12 protein-coding genes are annotated in these 17,342 nt (G+C 54.2%); 4 read left to right on the top strand and 8 right to left on the bottom strand.

The features are described from left to right. Positions 1 to 22 precede the first annotated feature (22 nt). Positions 23 to 2,449: a TIM-barrel domain-containing protein gene (locus NST43_RS10140; RefSeq protein ID WP_339224171.1), complete on the bottom strand. Its 2,427-nt coding sequence runs from the start codon at positions 2,447 to 2,449 to the stop codon at positions 23 to 25. A gap of 119 nt (positions 2,450 to 2,568) precedes the next feature. Between NST43_RS10140 and NST43_RS10135 the strand changes: the two genes are divergently transcribed. Continuing rightward, the gene (locus NST43_RS10135) at positions 2,569 to 3,462 is read left to right on the top strand and encodes an AraC family transcriptional regulator (RefSeq protein WP_339224170.1); all 894 of its coding nucleotides are present in this window, start codon (positions 2,569 to 2,571) and stop codon (positions 3,460 to 3,462) included. 109 nt (positions 3,463 to 3,571) lie between these two features. Here the strand turns inward: NST43_RS10135 and NST43_RS10130 are convergent, their stop codons facing one another. Both NST43_RS10130 and NST43_RS10125 read right to left on the bottom strand, forming a co-directional pair. Beyond that, a complete protein-coding gene (locus NST43_RS10130; RefSeq protein WP_339224168.1) occupies positions 3,572 to 4,999 on the bottom strand; it encodes a family 43 glycosylhydrolase in 1,428 nt (475 codons plus the stop codon). A gap of 71 nt (positions 5,000 to 5,070) precedes the next feature. Continuing rightward, the gene (locus tag NST43_RS10125) at positions 5,071 to 6,891 is read right to left on the bottom strand and encodes a family 43 glycosylhydrolase (protein WP_339224166.1); all 1,821 of its coding nucleotides are present in this window, start codon (positions 6,889 to 6,891) and stop codon (positions 5,071 to 5,073) included. A 222-nt stretch (positions 6,892 to 7,113) separates the two neighbouring features. Here NST43_RS10125 and NST43_RS10120 point away from each other — a divergent pair, with 222 nt between their 5' ends. From NST43_RS10120 to NST43_RS10110, 3 genes are all read left to right on the top strand, one after another. Then, entirely contained in the window at positions 7,114 to 8,259 is a 1,146-nt protein-coding gene (locus NST43_RS10120; protein ID WP_339224164.1) for a glycosyl hydrolase family 8, read from the top strand. Positions 8,260 to 8,497: 238 nt separating this feature from the next. Further along, the gene (locus NST43_RS10115) at positions 8,498 to 8,794 is read left to right on the top strand and encodes a transposase (protein ID WP_339218171.1); all 297 of its coding nucleotides are present in this window, start codon (positions 8,498 to 8,500) and stop codon (positions 8,792 to 8,794) included. Beyond that, the gene (locus NST43_RS10110; RefSeq protein WP_339225388.1) at positions 8,680 to 9,663 is read left to right on the top strand and encodes an IS3 family transposase; all 984 of its coding nucleotides are present in this window, start codon (positions 8,680 to 8,682) and stop codon (positions 9,661 to 9,663) included. Before NST43_RS10115 ends, NST43_RS10110 begins: the two co-directional genes overlap by 115 nt. A 478-nt stretch (positions 9,664 to 10,141) precedes the next feature. Here the strand turns inward: NST43_RS10110 and NST43_RS10105 are convergent, their stop codons facing one another. The 5 genes from NST43_RS10105 to NST43_RS10085 all read right to left on the bottom strand — a co-directional run bounded on the left by NST43_RS10105 (position 10,142) and on the right by NST43_RS10085 (position 17,230). Further along, on the bottom strand, positions 10,142 to 11,761 hold the full coding sequence (locus NST43_RS10105; protein ID WP_339224163.1) for a response regulator: 1,620 nt from the start codon (positions 11,759 to 11,761) through the stop codon (positions 10,142 to 10,144). Continuing rightward, positions 11,748 to 13,544 carry a histidine kinase gene (locus NST43_RS10100; protein ID WP_339224162.1) on the bottom strand — a complete coding sequence of 599 codons (1,797 nt, stop codon included), beginning with the start codon at positions 13,542 to 13,544 and terminating at the stop codon, positions 11,748 to 11,750. The genes NST43_RS10105 and NST43_RS10100 overlap by 14 nt, the downstream gene beginning before the upstream one ends. 51 nt (positions 13,545 to 13,595) lie before the next feature. Further along, positions 13,596 to 14,474 carry a carbohydrate ABC transporter permease gene (locus NST43_RS10095; RefSeq protein WP_076074807.1) on the bottom strand — a complete coding sequence of 293 codons (879 nt, stop codon included), beginning with the start codon at positions 14,472 to 14,474 and terminating at the stop codon, positions 13,596 to 13,598. 56 nt (positions 14,475 to 14,530) lie between these two features. Beyond that, on the bottom strand, positions 14,531 to 15,430 hold the full coding sequence (locus NST43_RS10090) for an ABC transporter permease subunit (protein WP_209992448.1): 900 nt from the start codon (positions 15,428 to 15,430) through the stop codon (positions 14,531 to 14,533). A gap of 72 nt (positions 15,431 to 15,502) precedes the next feature. Next, on the bottom strand, positions 15,503 to 17,230 hold the full coding sequence (locus NST43_RS10085; protein ID WP_209992449.1) for an extracellular solute-binding protein: 1,728 nt from the start codon (positions 17,228 to 17,230) through the stop codon (positions 15,503 to 15,505). Positions 17,231 to 17,342 lie beyond the last annotated feature (112 nt).

Genomic DNA, 17,342 nt, shown 5'->3' with positions numbered 1-17,342 from the left:
TTGGTAACAATGAACCTCAGCCTCAGCTATGCAGGTCCTCTGCGCGGACGGTTAGAGCTTCCCCTTCATAAGTGACAATACAGCTTCCGGCATGCCCGGCCATCTCTACGGCAAATTGCCTTACCGCCTGCATTCCGGCATAGTCTCCGGCCCGCTTCCCGATAGTCAGGCTACGGTCCGCTTCACACCAGCTCAGCTCAATCATGGCATAGGAGCCGGTCTCATAATTATAATTATCGCCTTCATCTTCATACAGGGTGAAGGCTGCATCCTTGCCGCCGTATACCTTGAGCCGGGTCACAGCCTCCGGCTGTTCATCCGTATATTGAACATCGGGGCCGAGCGGGACAACGGACCCGGCGCGGACATACAGGGGAAGCGTCTCCAGATCCGCTTTTGCTACAATCGTCACGCCGCCCTCCAGCCGTTCATCGCTCCAATAATCGTACCATTCGCCTTCAGGAAGGTATACACTGCGTTGCTTAAGAACCCCCTCAAGCTCACGGGAGCCGGGACCATAATACATAGCCTCCGTCACGGGAGCTACCATGAAGGCCGGACCGAACATGAACTGGTCGCTGATAGAATGAACCCGCACATCCTCCCGGTAGTCGAAGGCCAGCGCGCGGAACATGGTATAACTGCGGTGTGCCACAGCTCCGGCCAGGGAGTAGATGTATGGCATCAGCCTGTAACGGAGCTTCAGATAGTTCACCAGCGTGTCATACATCAGCTCACCCTCCTGGCCGAACTGCCATATCTCTCTCGGCGTATCCGTGCCATGCGAACGAAACATCGGCAGGAAGGCTCCAAGCTGGAACCAGCGGACATATAGCTCCCGGTAGCCCAGATCAGCAACACCCTCGTCATAATCCCCGCAACAGAACCATTGCTCCTTGTGATTCTTCACGAAGAACGCCCCGATATCCAGCGTCCAGTAAGGCGAACCAGTCACGCAAAAGTTAAGGCCGTCTGCAATCTGCTTTCTCAGCGTCTCCCAATTGGCGGCTATATCGCCTGACCATGTTATCGTGCCATAGCGGTGTTGCCCTGCGAACGCCGAACGTGTCAGATTGATTACCCGCTTCTCTGAGGTTGCTGCCCGCTGGCCTTCATAGATCCCTTTGGAGTGCTGCATGGAATAGGCATTGATCAAGCCCGGATCGAGATAACGCTTCGATTCTGCTGTATTAATCAGCAGCCGCTGCTCCGGCTCCGGCTTGACCGCACCCTTCCAGTCCGCTTCGAACGGCTCGGTGCAATCGCACCACCAGGCATCAATGCCGTGGGCGAACAGCCCTTCGTTGGCCTGCTTCCAGTACAGCGCACGAGCCTCCTCCGAGAAGGCATCATAAGTCGCCTGATTGCTGAGCAGGAAACCGCGTGCCTTCATCTCTTCATGATTCTCCCCGCCCGCGCCCATAATCGGCCAGATCGACACCATCAGCTTGGCGTTCATGGCGTGCAGGCTGTCCATCATCTGTGAGGGATCGGGGAAGCGCTCGGGATCGAAAGTCTTTTGCCCCCACAGATTGCCCGTCCAGGACTGCCAGTCGAGCACGATACAGTCGAGGGGAAGCGAACGTTCACGATACTCTTGTACGATGGCAAGGAGTTCCGCCTGGGAGACGTATCTTTCCTTGGACTGCACATACCCGAAGGACCACTTCGGCAGCATCGGCGCTTCTCCGGTCAGATAGCGGATTCCCGCCGTAATCTGATCGAATTCCGGACCATAAATGAAATAGTAATCCATCTCTTCATCCGCATCACTCCAGAGATACGAGCCAAAGTCATCGTCATGAAAAGTCATATAAGACCCCGAATCTACCAGAATCCCATAGCCGCGTGTAGACACCAGTACCGGTACAACCGCCTTCATATTCTGCTGGTACAAATATTGCTGCCGTCCCCGGAGGTTCATCATCCCCTCTTCATGGGAGCCAAGTCCGTACAGGGCTTCGCCTTCCTGCCATTCGAATTCCAGCTTCGTGTGAAAAGCCTCCCGGTCCAGCCTCCGGTTAACCCCCTCCGCTCTGGCACGCAGACCATCTGCACCCTGCCCAGTCTCGACCGTGTCTGATGAGGCATCGAAGACTGTATGATAGACCTCTGTGCGCTCCAGGGTTTTGCCGCCTCTGGCTGGCTCCCGTGTCAGCAATGTGCCGTCCGCAGCTCTGTAGCTGAACGCACAGGTCTCTTTATCCACTTCAATCGTTAGCTGCCCCGTTGATATCTCCAGATGGCCGGGCAGTTCAGTCACATTGTACTCTACATTCTCTGCCGCTGGCCGGCTTACCACCATCAGACTCTCTTTGCCGCTCAGCTCGGCATTCAGCGTATAACGAATTCTGGCAATCCCCGGCGTACACCAGCCGATATGCATCATTCCCTCACTAGTCTCCAGCCTTACGCCAGCCTCGCCGGATTGAACAGTTATCAGTTTCATTATGGTACCACCCTTCCTTATGACTTCTCTTGATGATAATGATATTATTATTGATAGCGGTTTATCTAACATATATTTGCGCGATATCATCACAATATAGCGATTCAGAGGAGGGCACCATGTACGAACACCGTTACCGGGAGAACAAGCTGCACGGCCAGCCGGAATTCCCGCTGCATATCTACCGGGTGGAGCATCAGGCAAGCGTGCATTCCATTCTTCCGGTGCACTGGCATAATGAAATGGAGATTATCTATCTGGCGGAAGGCCGCGCTACCTTCTATATTGAGAGCCGCGAGTTCGCCATCCAGGCAGGAGATGCCCTGATCGTTCATCCCGGTGAGCTTCATTCAGGCATGGACACCGCCATGGGCGGCACCTGTTATTATTCCATCGTGTTTAAAAGCTCCTGGCTGTCTTCACCACAGCCCGACCGGGTACAGGAGCTGTTCCTGGACCCGGTTCTGCAAGGGACGGTCCGGCTACCCGTTCTGTTATCTGCTGCAGACGCCGCCCACTCCCCCTTGCTTCAGCTGATCAGGGAGCTGCTCAGCCGCTATGAGCGTAAGCCCGGGGCTTATGAAATGAGCCTGAAGGCGCTCCTGCTGCTGTTCATCGCAGACAGCTATCAATACGGGCTGACCGGCTTGAACCCGGCGTCGGAGACCCGGCACGGCCGGGAATATAACCGGCAGATCCGGGAGGTGCTGAGCTATATGGAGGCGCATTCCCGCGACCGGCTGGAGCTGGATCAACTTGCCGCCGTGGTAGCGCTGAGCCGCTCGCATTTCTGCAAGTTTTTCAAAGCTCAGACAGGGATGCGCCCGATGGAGTACCTGAATTATATCCGCATCAGCCAGGCGGCCAGTCTGCTCCGCAGCGGATCATACAATGTGCTGGAAGCTGCGCTGGAGTCAGGCTACCAGCATGTCAGCTATTTTTCCAAATGGTTCAAGCATTATATGAACATGACCCCCTCGGAGTACAAGGCCCGGTATTCTTCCGGCGTGTAGCAGCGGACTCAGAGCGTGCGCACCATGATATGAACAACAAGACAGCAGCACCGGGAACACACTCCCTGGTACTGCTGTCTGTGTCATGCCCGGTCCGAATACCTCTGGTCTACTCCAGCATAAACGATGCAAACTGCGCGCCGCCATTGCCGGTATACGTGAAATACAGCGCCTGAACGCCGTCCGGAATCGCCACTTCCGCAGCATATTCTTTCCAGACATTCGTGAAGCCTACCGGAATAGAGGCAAGTGCAGGCCCGTCCCAAGCCGTCTTCACCTGGAACTCCCCATGGCAATATCCCCGCACCTTGATGGAGACCCGGCTAACCCCCTTGCAGTCAAAATACTTGAACCCGGCGGTCGCCGACTCCGTCATATTGGCAATATAGCCAACCTCTTCTTCGCCGTCTCCGCCGTCCTGGGTAATTTTCGGGAACCGGCTGTCCATCCAGGCCCCCACCTTGCCAAACCCTCCGGTATACATCTCCTGATCCTTGGTGAACAAATGACAGGCCAGGTAAGCGGGATATTCTCCGCGTCCCTCCAGCGGGCCGCCGTTCGGGCCGGAGGTTGTAATCTCCACCTGCGGGATGGTGCCGTCTTCATGGAACGTAATCGGCTCGATGCAGCCCTGGCGCGAGAACGCGGTCCCGTTGGTATGCCGGTGATAGAAGATATACCACGCTCCATTAACCTCCACGATGCTGCCGTGGTTATTGCCGCCGTAATACATCGTCTGGTCCGCAGGCTTATACGTATCGATATGCAGATCACAGTTGCTCACAATGACTCCCTGGTACACGAAATCCCGGGTAGGATGGCTGCTGGTGGCATAACACAGCTCATGCATGGAGATTGAGGAATAGACCAGGTAGTAGATATCTCCTCTTTTGCGGATGGAAGGGGCCTCGAAGAACTCATAACCCTCGAAGCCGGTCCCCTGGCTGTAAGGCTGGCTCGGTGCAACGAACACAGGCTCCTCAATAATCGTAAGCATATCGGGACCGAGTACAGTAGCCATCGCACCGTGTCTCGACTTGTCTCCGTATCCGCAGAAGCCGGTGTACAGGTAAGTGGTGTCGCCTTCGGTCAATACCCCCGGGTCAAACTGCGGCTCATCGCCTGCCCGTTCGCCCAGACGCGTGCCGTCCCCATAGGTGACATAGCCGTAGAATTCGTATTTGCCGCCCGGCTTATCGCAGACCGCTACCGATACGACAGGAACCTTGTCCAGTACATAGTAGAGATAATAGCGCCCGTCCGGTCCCTGCGTCACATCCGGTGCATAGAGACACATGCTGCCTTCCGGGTTGAGCGGGTCATCTGTCGTCTGGTAGATCACACCTTCATAATGCCAATCAGCCAGATTGTCCTCCGGCGCTGACCAGCAGACATAATCGTTCAGACAGAAGGCGTGTCCGTTGAACCGGTCATGCGAGCCATAGACATATACTCTTCCTTCAAAAACATATGGTTCCGCATCCGGCACGTACTCCCAGGAAGGCAGATATGGGTTGAATCCTTGTTGTTGTGTCATTCTAACATCCTCCATTTGTTATATAGATTGTCGTTGTTAATTTTTCATTGTGGGATTGCCGTGACTCCAGACTAAGCAAGCACCGTCACCTGTATCGTGCAGTCGGCGTAATCCGGGTGTACATCCCTCTCCCCGGCCACATCCAGCAGAGGGACGCCATTACTGTTGTAATGGACTCTGTGAATCGCCGAGCATCTCGTTCCATGCTTCACCAGCTGCTCTTCCCCGTGGTAGAGAACCAGCGTAGTACCGTCTGTATCCTGGAAAAAAGAATTATGCCCGGGGCCGTACACCCCGTCCAGCGAATAATAAGAAAGTGCCGGCGTGCCCGCCTTGCTCCAGGCACCGGCATCCAGAACATTGCCGCCCCGTGGAATGCTTAACCAGCCCACCGCATAGGTATATCCCGTTGCCGCCCCGCCGGAATAGGCAATATACACGGTATCTTCCGTAAGGAGCGGATACGGGCCTTCGTTATTGATCGTGCCCTGAACGTTCTCCCAGCCGAGCAGCGGACGCGACAGCAGCACCGGCTCACTGGTTAATACCGCCGGGTTCACTTCATCTACAGTGGCGATGTACAGCATGGAGCCGGTATCCAGCGGCGTTCCGATCCCTTTACGGTAAGACCAGACTACACAGGAGGTACCGTCTGCCTTGAAATAAGTCATATCCAGCGTAATGCCGTCTTCGGCCAAAGGAGTACCGTCCATCCGCTTCACCCGGACCGGCGTGCTCCAATCCCCGGCCTTCATAATATCGCCGCCGGGATTCAGCTTCATCAGATGGCATTGCGGTCCCCATACCTTGCCGCCAACGGCGAACAGGATGTATAGCTCCCCGCCGATGACATGGAATTCCGGTGCCCAGAAGGTCTGGATGAAGTTCAGCTCCTCATTCAGGTCCAGTATAACGGCTTCCTGGAAGCCCGGAGCGAATAAGTCCTGCAAGGTATCTGCCACGCGGACATAGATGCCGATATTATTGACATTGTCATTGGTAGCCAGGAAGTAATACCTGCCGTTCCAGGGAAGAATCACCGGGTCTGCATAGCCGCTTGCTAACGGGAACGGCAAGTCATAAGTGACTACTTTGCCATGTATGGTATGTGTTCCTGGCAAGGTGAAATCAATCCCTGCGGTATCCCAGGCCACCCGCTTATCGGCAGTGGAGCCGTCAGAATATAGCGCTGTGGCTCTGACCTTTGTCAATTCATCAGCAGAGTGGACACTGACCTGCTCTGCCACGCGAATACCGGTGTTGTGTACTGGAGTCCAGGCTGCCTGTACCTTGCGGCCGGCGGGAGCGTCCACTGTCAGCACATTCCCCGGACGGGTTCCGGGCAGCGGCTGAGCGGGCCGCTCTGCCGTGAAGGCTTCCGCAGGCTCCGGCGGCGAGATCCCTTCCGGCTTCCGCAAGTCGGCCAACCGGTTCACATAATAGCTGCCGTCGTTGTCCTGCCAGCGGATCTCGTATCCTGCGCCTGTGTTGTCCAGTGCGCAGACGGCTTCTTTTACATACCGTTCATTATCGAGCCGGACAAGCCGCTGAGTATCGAAGGTCACCAGATCCGGCGAGGTCCACAGCAGAATCTGCCCCCTGCTCTCCCCGTCATCCTCCCCCGAGGCGTCAACCCTTACGGCAATCATCCCGAAAGCACCTTCCTGTGTGCGGAATAGATAGGGATTTTTGAGTCCTTTTTCATGAATCACATTCTTCTCATCCACCGTTGCCACGGCAAATAGTATGCCATAGTTCCGGTTCAGCGGCTGAAATTCGTTATGGTCATCTGTGCAGGCCATGTGAACACTGTTGCTGAGAGATCCGGTGTAATCTTGGTTCGGTATGCGCGTGTAGACTGTAAGCTTCATTAGCTCTGAGACCTCATTCATAGCTCAATCACCCTAACCTTTTTATTCACCTTGCAGTATGTCCCTACCAGTATAGAGAAGCTTTTGGCGTGAAGTCCATGACATATAGACACCTAAGATTGATCTATCCTTAGATTATGGTCCAGAGCCGGAATCGTCTATAAAATATCTGGAAAACGCTTTAATCTCTATACCGCCGCTTATGATATACTTGGGCAAAATAAAATTCACCTGGAGGATGTTATGATAAATACTACAGAGGGTTCTTTTTACACAGGAGAGTACAGAAATTTGTTTCTTGAAAACGGACTGCGTCCGGAGGCGATTCAGCAGCGGCTGGAAGATACCTGGAACGAAATGTTCTACGGTGCCCCTGATGTCCGGCTCTACCATACTATGGATGATGATAAGGGTTATATCGTAGATACAGGCAATACCGATGTGCGCACAGAGGGCATGTCGTACGGGATGATGATGGCGGTTCAGATGAATAAAAAGGAGGAGTTCGACCGGCTCTGGAATTTCGCCAAAGTCTTCATGCAGCATACGGAGGGCCGTTATAAGGATTATTTCGCCTGGCAATGCAAGTTGGATGGTACACGGTTGTCTCCCGGCCCCGCGCCGGATGGAGAAGAGTTCTTCGCGATGGCCCTGTTCTTCGCTTCCAGCCGCTGGGGCGACGGTGCCGCGCCATTCAATTATTCTGAGCAGGCCAGAATCATTCTCCGCGCTTGTGTGCACAAGGGGGAAGACGGAGAAGGCCATCCGATGTGGGACCCGGAGACCAGGCTGATTAAGTTCATCCCGGAGACTCCGTTCAGCGATCCCTCCTATCATTTGCCGCATTTCTATGATCTGTTCGCCCTGCAGGCGGATGAAGCAGACCGGGCGTTCTGGAAGGATGCAGCTGCCCGGAGTCGGGATTACCTGCACCTGGCCTGCCACCCGGTTACCGGACTGTCCCCGGAATACGCCAACTATGACGGGACTCCGGTGGAACCCCAGCCGCATGGCGACTTCCGCCACTTCTTCAGCGATGCCTACCGTGTCGCCGCCAACATCGGGTTGGATTATGAATGGTTCCGCTGCGATCCTTGGCAGGTAGAGCAGTCTAACCGGATTCAGGCGTTCTTCCGGGACATAGATCCTGCGGATTACCGGCGGTATACCATTGACGGTCAGCCGTTTGACGAGCTGTCCCTGCATCCGGTCGGCCTGCTGTCCACTCTGGCAATGGCCTCGCTCGCTGCCGACGGGCCGGATGCCGGGCGCTTCGTCAAACTGTTCTGGAACACCCCGCTGCGCACCGGAGAACGGCGGTATTACGACAACTGCCTGTATTTCTTCACCATGCTGGCGCTAAGCGGGAATTATCGGATTTACTTATAAGAGATAGGGGCACTTGTGCTCCTCATTCGCTCATCTAGCCGCTTTCTGTTGATATCAGGTGCACTTCTGCACCTCATTTGTTCATTTAGCAGCCTTCTGCTGAAATCAGGGGCACTTGTGCTCCTCATTCGCTCATCTAGCAGCTTTCTGCTGATATCAGGGGCACTTTGCTGTTAGTGTTAACCGTGGACACCCGTTAAGAGAATAGAGATAATAAGTTTAACGAGGAGGTGTCCCCATGAGTGGAACACGGAGAAGCTACAATGAAGAATACAAAAGACAGACCGTCAAGTACATCCAGGAGCAGACGAAAACGGTGGCGGAACTGGCCCTGGAACTGGATGTCCCCGCCAAAACGTTGCATAAATGGCTAGGACAGTACCGGCAGTTTGAGAATGAGCCCATCGTTACTCCAGACAAATACAGAGAGCTGGAACGTCAACTGAAGGAGCGGGAGCACGAACTCGCAGAGCTGACAGAGGAGATGGCAATCCTAAAAAAAGCCGTGCACATCTTCAGCAATCCAAAGAACTGAGATTTCAGTTTATTGAAGATCATCGCTCCGAGTTCCGCGTGGAGAAGATGTGCAATGTCTTTCAGGTGTCCCGGAGCGGGTACTACAAATGGAGAACAGCAAAGCCCAGCCCTCAAGCCAGCCGCAAAGCCTTGTTGCTGAAGCGGATTGCCTATCATTTTCATGACTCTAAGGGTCGCTATGGCAGCCCCAAAATCAAGGTTCTCTTAGAGCGTGAAGGGCACCAGGTCAGTGAACGCACGGTAGGCAAGTACATGAAAGAACGGGGTCTGCGCTCTTGTGTCGCAAAGAGATTTCGCGTATGCACCACCGACTCCAACCATCCGTTACCCATTGCCCCCAACCTGTTAAACCAGCAATTTCACACGGAAAAGCCGAACCAGACGTGGGTGGCGGATATCACCTACATTCCCTGCCGGGAAGGACGAATGTACTTGGCGAGTGTGCTGGACCTGTGTACCCGGGAGATTGTCGGCTGGCGGCTTAGCGACCGGATGACCACTGACCTCGTACAAGGCGCTCTGGACGCTGCCTACAAGGCCAAACGCCCCGGGAAGGGCTTAATTCACCATTCGGATCGAGGCTCCCAGTACGCCTCTGAAGACTACCGGGAACGCCTAAAGACGTACCAGATGACCGCAAGCATGAGCCGCAAAGGGAACTGTTATGATAACGCCTGTATCGAATCTTTTCACAGCCTCTTAAAAAAAGAGTTGGTGTACTGGAATCGATTTAAAACGAAGCAACAGGCGTATGATGCCATTTTCCAGTACATTGAATTTTTCTACAACCGCAAACGAATCCATGGGGCGCTCGGTTACGTTTCTCCGGTTCAGTTTGCAGCCACATTTAAGCGAAAAACGATGTAGTTGCTGTCTACTTTCTTGACAGGAGTCCACTTGTGCTCCTCATTCGCTCATTTAGCAGCCTTCTGCTGAAATCAGGGGCACTTCTGCTCCTGATTTGTTCATTTAGCCAACTTCTGCTGAAATCAGGGGCACTTGTGCTCCTCGTTACTCTAATACCATCCCTTTCATTTCCCCATCCAACCGACTTTTGGCTGCATTAATGGGATTTATCCCTTTCTTTTCCCCATCCAGCCGACTTTTGGCTGCATTAATGGGATTTATCCCTTTCTTTTGCCCATCCAGCCGACTTTTGGCTGTATTAATGGGATTTATCCCTTTCTTTTCCCCGTCCGGCCGACTTTTGGCTGCATTAATGGGATTTATCCCTTTCTTTTACTCTCCTCAACGAATAATCGCTCCCCCGGACGATGGAGGCAACGCCATCCATCCCGAAGGAGCGATTATTTCTTCCCCAATTCCCCCTATTCGTTCCCACCATTCAACCGCCAACCACATCCGCACGGTATTCCTGCGGCGTGGTTCCGGTCCATTTTTTGAATACCCGGGTGAAGGATTGCGGGGTGACGTAACCGATTAACGAGCCAACCTCCGCGACCTTGAGCTCCCCTCTGCGCAGCAGGTCCTTGGCCTGGCGGATGCGCAACTCCTCGATATACTCGGACAGATTGATGCCCCGTTCCTGCTTGAACAGGCGGGACAGATAGGAGGGATTGAAGTGGATCACATCGGCCAGCCGCACGAGCGACAGGTCCTGGTCGAGATTCTCTTCTATATATAAGCAGATCCGGTCGATGACACCGGCTGCCCGCTTCTGCTCCCCGCTCTTCCTGACAGAGAACAGCAGCTCTGCTGTATCCCGCAGATAGCGGAAGGCTTCTCCCCAAGTCCGGTGAGACTCAAGCTGCATCAGCCCGCTTCCCCCGATCTCCTCATCCGCTTCCCATCTGTTCATGTACGACATGAGCATCAGGGCAATTGTGTAATACAGCTCGGTAAGATAAGGATTGCACCTTCCCGGGTCCTGCCCGGCCGGTTCAGCCATCTCCTTGAACAACCGGAGGAACTCCTCCTTGCGGCCCGCCTCCAGATGCGCAGCCAGGGTCTCCACCTTGTCACGCAGGAAGCGGTCACGCAAGGTATCCGGCACCGCCGTTTCATTCAGCTGCACCTTCTGCACCATCCGCTCCCCGTCCCCGGCCCGGTAATGCTGAACCTGCCTCGCCTTATCGTACACCACTGGAAGCCTGGACCACGCGGACTCCTCCGCACTGAGGGTGATGGCAATCCCGACCTCCAGCGATTCCCGGCAGGACTGCTGAATCAGCTCGAAGGTGCCTTCCAGGAATTTAATCATCTGCTCCCAAGCCTCCGGCTGCGAAGCCTCTCCCGTCCCGCCCGGCTGAATCAGCCAGATCAGGTCACCGTACCGGTCGATAACCCCAAGGCTGACCGTCCGCTCCTTCAGCAGCTTCTCCGACAGGAACTTGACCGCAAGCGCCGTCTCCCGGCGGTCCATATATGTGCGCGAGGATTCAGGATCACTGATGCTGCCCAGTGCGATCAGCACCGGCCGCGAAGCATCCAGTGGAATGTTCAGACGGATGAAATCCCCGGCCATATCCTGATCCGCCTTGACGCTGTGAATGAGGTGGCGGAAATAATCGCCCTGCGCCAAGGTCTCCAGCGTGTTAAGCTGCTCCTTGGATTCACGAATCAGATCATTGACCTGCATGGTGTCGTTCAGCTCCTGTAGCGCACGCATCACCGCTTCAATCAGCTTCGGATAACCTTCATTCTTGAGCACATACTGGACGCCCGGAGCCTGAATCGCCTGGTAGACATAATTGAAGTCATTGTGTCCGGTCAGGAAGACGATTTTGCATTGCGGCCAGCTCCGGCGGATATGCTCCATCAGCTCCAGCCCGTCCATCTCGGGCATGCAGATATCAGACAGGACAATATCCACCCGGGTCCGGTGCAGCAGATTTAGCGCTTCACGGCCCGAGTAGGCCTTGTAGATGTCCAGCTCAAGCTCCATTTTGCCGAAAATAACCGCCAGTCCATCTGTAATAATCTCTTCATCATCAACGATAAGCATCCTGTACATCAGCATTCTCACCTCCAGCTCTAATCAGGATGGTTACCCTTAGTCCGCCCAGCTCACTCCGGTCCGCCAGCAAGCCGCTCTCTTCCCCGAAGGTAATGCGGATGCGCCGGTGAATGTTCACAAGGCCTGTGGTCTCCGCCTGCTCCTGATAGACAGTAAGGGACTCTTTCAATTGCTCTAGAGTATCATCGCTCAGCCGGTCCCCGTTATCCTCGACGATAATGCGGATGTCCGGGCCTTCCTGCGCGAAGCGGACAATGATCAGGCCCTCCATGGCTTTCTTTTCCAGGCTGTGCTTGAACGCGTTCTCAATAATCGGCTGCACGATCAGCCGCGGAACTTGCACCTTCTTCAGCTCCTCCGACAAGGCATCGAACCGGACCCCAATTCTGCGGGAGAAGCGCATGGCCTGAATCTCTGTATACATTCTTGCATGGTGAATCTCCTGCTCCAATGACACCAGATCGGAAGCGTTCCGCGTGACAAACTGGAAGTATTCGCCGAGCATCGTAGTAAGCTGTTCGATCCGCTCGGTATCGCCGGTCTTCGCCATCGTGTTCAGAATGAAGAAGCTGTTATACAGAAAATGCGGGTTAATCTGTGACTGCAATTGCTTCAGCTCTGCCCGCTGGGCCATAATCTTCTGCTTGTACACCTGATCGATCAGGGAGTGCAGATTGCTTACCATCTGGTTGAAGCGGCTGTACAGATAACGGAATTCATCCTTCGACTCATGCTGGATATGAATGTCCAGATCGCCCTGCTCCATTCTCCGGAAGCTCTTCACCAGCGTCAGCATCGGCTTATGAATGAACTTGTAGGTCGACAGTGCAAAAGCAATGATGATGGCAAGCGCAGCCACACCAAACACCCAGGCCCAGGTATAGAATTTGCTCAGCGGATTCTTGATAATATCCTCCGGGATGATCCGGTAGATGGACAAGCCAAGCTCCTGTGAGCCGGTCTGGACGATATAATAAGGCGCACCGGCGATCCTCAGCCTCTCCCCGGAGGCCACCGTGCGGATATCCCGGGCATACTGGGACGGCTCCGCCTGCGCCAGCTCGCCGGTCATGCTGTAGAGCGCGAATCTCGCACTATCGGAGAGCAATAGCGTTCCACTGCCGGGATACGTATTGAATTGGCCCAGCGCGGCCCGCAGCTCCTGAGTATCCAGCTCAATCTCTACCGTCAGCAGCGGCTCCGCCCCCTTGATGCCCCGCTGCTTCATCGCACTAAGGTACAGGCCGCCATCCCACTCAATCACCTGGGAACGGCGGTCCCCGAAGACCGAGCGGATCTCGCGGAAGCGCTTCAGTTCAATCTCACGCACGCCGCCGACCGATGAGATAGTCCGGCCTATAGTCATGATATGAACCCTGACGTCCTTGATATACGTGCTGCTGTTCTGCACGATGAATAGCCGCTTCATCAGCGAATTCAGATTCTCCGTCCGGTCAATGGTCGGCAGCGTTTCCCAGGTCAGGGCCAGCTTGTTCAGATCCTCATCCTCCAGCAGACTGTATTGCAGCAGCTTCATCCGCTCGATCTCATTCTCCATATCATTTAAGTAAAAGACGGTCTGGGCGCTGGCCGAGCTTCGGATATCGCTGCTGGCCGTTTGCATAATCCATTGATACAGATAAGCGGCGAAGACAAGAATAGGCAGCATAATGAGCAGAAAGGTCACAATCAGCCGCAGAAATATCGTATTGCGCAGTGAGTAATCCTTTTTGAACAATAATCCCAGGCCCCCAGCAATCATTTTCACCATTATAGCCTGAATCCGGGGAGAGCCGCAGGCTTATGCATAACTTCCGGGAGGTTAACCTTTGACACTGCCGAGTACAATCCCCTTCACGAAATATTTCTGCAGGAACGGATAAGCCAGAATAATCGGCAGGGAGCCGAGGAAGATCTGGGAAGACTTCAGCGTCCGGTCCGAGATCAGCGCCAGATCAAGCATGGCATCACGCGACATATTCGACAGGTTCTGCTGGATCACAATCGTCTGAATATAACTTTGCAGCGGATAGTTGGCCGGATTGCCCATGAGCAGCAGGCCGTCGAACCAGCTGTTCCAGTGCTCCACCATTGAGAATAAGGCCAGAGTAGCCAGCGCCGGCTTGGAGATCGGCACGAAGATGGACCAGACCGTCCGGAAGTGGCCGGCCCCGTCAATCAGCGCCGCCTCTTCCAGCTCCTTCGGAATCTCCCGGAAGAAGTTAAGCAGCAGCACTACGCTGAACACAGGAACTGCGCCGGGCAATACCAGTGCCCAGATGGAATCCAGCAGGCCATACTCCTTGAGCGTGGTATACCAGGGAATCAGCCCGCCGTTGAACAGCATCGTGACGAAGAAGGCCCAGGCATAGACGCTGCGGAACCGCAGAGCGTGCGATTCCTTGGACAGCGGGTAGGCCACGAGGATCGTTAACAGAAGATTCAGCGGCGTGCCGATTCCGATCCGCGTCAGGGAGACAAGCATCGACTGCCAGAATTCAGTCCGGCTCATCGTATACATATACGAGGCGAATGTGAAGTCTACCGGCCAGAGTCTGACATACCCTGCGGAAGCCGCCGCGCTGGAGCTGAAAGACACCGCTATAATATGAATGAGCGGCAGGATACAGAGCAGTGAGACCAGAATCAGAACGGTTGCGTTCAATACCGCAATCCCGTCAAAGCGTTTTTTGGGGCGAATGGGAGTCCATTCCTCCGGTTTGGGCGTTAGCTGTTGCTCCAAGGGTACTCCCTCCTCTAGAAGATCCGGTATTTGGCAAAACGGTAAGCCAGGAAATACGAGCTGGATATTAAGGTTAGCGATATGATCGATTTAAAGAAGCCGACGGCAGTCGCTACGCCGTATTGGGCGTCCAAAAGACCGATCCGGTAGACGAAGGTATCCAGGATATCCCCGCTCTCGTAGACCTGCGGACTGTACAGATTGAAGACCTGATCGAAGCCCGCATTCAGCAGTTGTCCCAGACTGAGTACCGACAGCAGGACGATGACCATACGTATGCCCGGAATGGTAATATGCCAGGTCTTGTGCCAGCGGTTAGCACCGTCAATGGTAGCCGCTTCATACAATCCGGGATCAATGCCCGTTATAGCCGCCAGATATACAATCGTGCCGTAGCCGAAGTTCTTCCACACATCCGAGGCAATCAGCGTGAAGGGGAACCAGTCATTGTCGCCGAGGAAAAAGATCTTGGAGACGCCGAACCATCCCAGGAATTCATTCACAATCCCGCCCGATGGAGACAGAATATCAATCAAGATGCCGCCAAGCACAACCCAGGACAAGAAATACGGCAGATAAATCGCTGTCTGCACGGACCGTTTAATCACATTACTGGCCAGCTCGTTCAGCAGAATTGCGAACACCAGCGGAATAATGAGGCCCAGAATCAGCTTGAGACTCGAAATAAACAGCGTATTCCACAGCACCTGTGTGAAGCTTGGCAGGTTCATCACATATTCGAAGTTATCCAGGCCCACCCACTTCTGATCCCCGAACAAGCCCTTGGCAGGGATGAATTTCTGGAACGCGATCATGACACCGGCCATGGGGACGTAGGAGAACAGAATGATCATCACCAGTCCCGGCAAAAGCATCAAATGAAGCGGCAGTTCTTTTCGCAGTTTTGCTCTCATCGTTATCCTCCACATCTGCAGGGCAAGAATGGAATGGAGGAAGAAAAGGTCGTTTTCTTCCTCCAAGGCGCCTTATTTCTTAGTCGCTGCGTACCATTCGTTGACCTCTTGCGTAATTTGATCGCCGCCCAGCTTCTTCCAGTCCTTCACAAACTGGTCGAACTTGTCGATAGGATCACCTAGAATGATTTTGACAAACATTTCATTCTGCTGCTTTTCAAGCGTCGTTTTGCGCTCGACCATGGTCGGTGTCGGAGCGCCGACGAATTTCTCCTGCAGGAACTGGTCATTCTTGATGTACTGGTCGGCTATTCCCATGGAGCCTTGCTCGCCATAGATCCGCTCCCAGCCCCATAGAGAGAAGCCTTCCGTTGAACCTGAAGCATAGGACTCCAGCTTCCCTTGGATCGTCTTGGCTTCGCCTTTCAGGGTAGAGAAATCACCTGCCTTTCGGGCAGCATCAATCTCACGGAAGGCGTCTACGTTCTTCGTTACCGGATACGGTGTAACCGGGGACAGCTGCCAGACACTCTCCGCTTCCGGCGGTGCATAGTACTTATCGAATTCGGCCGTCTCGCCCCAGTTCTTCTCCACATGCAGATTGAACATTTTGATTACAGCTTCAGGGTTCGTGGCTCCCTTCTTGACCGCGAAGAAACGGGTGGTGCTGAATTTGAGCGGCACCTTCGGCGTATCGCCCGATTCCGAGACAATCGGGAAGGCCTGCCATTGCGCCTTGGGATCATTGTCACGGTTAAGCTGCAGCGGCCAGATGGAATTCCATTGCTCTCCGTACTCCATCCCGATCTTGCCTGCGGAGATCATCTCGGAGACCTTGCCGCCGTCCTTGACCCCGAACTCCTGGTCGAGCTGTCCCTTCTTGGCCATATCCTGGAGCACCTGGAGCGCTTGCTTCACTTCAGGCTGTATGCTGCCATAGACCAGCTTGCCGCTGCCGTCATCCACCCAGATATTCGGGTAAGCGTTGTACCCGGCCATGAAGCCTTCCAGCCCCATGGCCCCTCCCCACAGATCCTTAGTGATGCCGAGTCCGATGGTATCCTTCTTGCCGTTCCCGTCCGGGTCCTTCTCCACGAAGGCTTCGGAGATCGCAAGCACATCCGCCATGGTCTTCGGCGGCTGGAGTCCCAGCTTCTCCAGCCAGTCGGTACGAATCCAGATGTACATCGACCGTTCAATGGAGGATTCCAGGCTTGGAATCGCCATTAGCTTCCCGTCGAAGGTCGCTGCGTCGAATACACTCGTCCCTTCCCCCGCGAGCACTTTTTTGGTGAACGGGGAGGCATACTTTTCATATAACGCCGTCATATCCTCAATCTGGTCAGAATCGGCCAATTGCTTGAGCTGTGTGGCGTTGACCGGAGTCACATCCGGCAAGTCGCCGGAGGCCAGGGTGACATTGATCTTCTGCAGATATTGATCCGAGGTCTGGCTGCCCTTCACAATCCAGTTATATTTGATCTTGATTCCGAGCTGATCCTCATACAACTTGGTCCAGCGGTTGTTATCAATCGTCTCATCCTTCAATACGCCAAGCACGTTATTCTCTACCACATCGCTCAGATCTCTGACGAACGATAGCTCAATCGGAGGATCGTATTTGCCGAGCGGACTCTCATCAACAGCTGCGCTTGGCTTCGGATCATTACCGGCTGCCGCTTCCTTGCCGCCGTTACCGGATTCCAGCTTGCCCGAGCAAGCGGACAACAGCAGTGCAGACAACAACAAGATGGACGTACTCTTCAGTAGACCCCGACCATTTCTTGTACCTTTGTTCATAGTCAACCCCCAGTTCAATTAGTGTTGATTGTATTTGGTTACGCTTTCATTATGGGGGAGACGCCTGTTTATTGACAACGCTCACATTTTTACTTCACTTATCCGGCATTGA

It is taken from the genome of Paenibacillus sp. FSL H8-0332, assembly GCF_037963835.1.
Taxonomy (GTDB): Bacteria; Bacillota; Bacilli; order Paenibacillales; family Paenibacillaceae; genus Paenibacillus_AQ; species Paenibacillus_AQ rhizoplanae.
This window is presented reverse-complemented; position numbering and strand designations above follow the sequence as displayed.